Source organism: Haloferax sp. Atlit-6N (assembly GCF_003383195.1).
GTDB lineage: Archaea > Halobacteriota > Halobacteria > Halobacteriales > Haloferacaceae > Haloferax > Haloferax gibbonsii.
Genome location: NZ_QEQJ01000078.1, coordinates 1 through 657 on the forward strand (window position 1 = coordinate 1; position 657 = coordinate 657).

The 657-nt window shown below is 64.5% G+C and carries 1 protein-coding gene and 1 pseudogene; both read right to left on the reverse strand.

Going from position 1 to position 657, the window contains the following annotated elements:
• Window positions 1-518 (reverse strand): annotated as a pseudogene (locus tag DEQ92_RS21235) (cell division protein FtsZ); the annotation flags it as partial.
• Window positions 519-522: 4 nt separating this feature from the next.
• A partial coding sequence (locus tag DEQ92_RS21240; RefSeq protein WP_115821742.1) for a ribbon-helix-helix domain-containing protein occupies window positions 523-657 on the reverse strand: 135 nt, incomplete at its 5' end.

The window sequence follows — 657 nt, forward strand, 5'->3', positions numbered from 1 at the left end:
CGAAGCTTTTCGAGCCCCTCCTCGGCTTTGACTGTCCGCGCGCGCTCGACGTTGAACGGCGTCGAGACCATCCCGACGACGATCGCGCCCTGTTCTTTGGCGATCTTCGAGACGACCGGCGCGGCACCGGTCCCGGTGCCGCCACCCATCCCCGCGGTGACGAAGACGAGGTCGGCCTCGCCGAGGACTTCCTTGATCGTCCCCTGGGCCATCTCGGTCGCGCGCTCGCCCATCGAGGGGTCGCCGCCGGCGCCGAGACCCTGCGTCAGCGACTTGCCGACGAGGATCTTCGTGTCTGCCTCGATCATCTTGAGGTGCTGTTTGTCGGTGTTGATCGCCACCGTGTCAGCACCGTCGACGCCGATGTTGTAGAGCCGGTTGACCGTGTTGTTGCCGGCGCCGCCGCAGCCGACGATGACGATTCGGGGGTTCCCGAACTCGTCACCATCCGGAGCCTCGGTGGTTGCGTCGCGCTCTTCCTCGTCGCGCTCCATAGCCTCTCTGACAATATCTTGCATCGTCTTACACCTTGGCCCACGTGTGTTTGGTCGGCGAGTCGCGGCTCTCGGCCTGTTGTTCGTTTATCATCTCACGGACAGCCGAGCGGATCTCCTCCGACCGGTTCGGGAACTCCCCGGTCTCGACCATCTGTTCGAC